Below are 292 nucleotides of genomic sequence, written 5' to 3'. Positions count from 1 at the left end.
ATGGGGATCGGGATTATGCCAAATATTATCGAATCAAACAGGTGCGGTTTCCGTTTGACGTGTACAGTGCCGACCGGTCACAGTTCTACCCGCGGAGTACGTGGATCGATATTCCGGTGTACGTGCTCGATACCGATTTCTATCTGCCTGTGTGGGTAGATGAGGGAGATTACCAGGTGGAGTTCCGTAATATTGCAGAGAATGCACCTGCCGATTTTGAATCGATGTCCAGAAGCAATGCCCAACCCGATGCCAACACAGATCTAACCTATCATCTGGCCAGCGACGAAGT

At 50.0% G+C, this 292-nt stretch carries 1 pseudogene; it reads left to right on the top strand.

What is annotated here, in order from left to right:
* Positions 1–292, top strand: a pseudogene (locus tag FE296_RS00135) (DUF5704 domain-containing protein); the annotation flags it as partial.

Origin of the sequence: Paenibacillus sp. UASWS1643 (assembly GCF_008693195.1) — a bacterium.
Lineage (GTDB): Bacteria > Bacillota > Bacilli > Paenibacillales > Paenibacillaceae > Paenibacillus > Paenibacillus amylolyticus_B.
The sequence above is the reverse complement of the archived record's forward strand: the minus strand, read 5'-3'. Positions and strand labels throughout refer to the sequence as shown.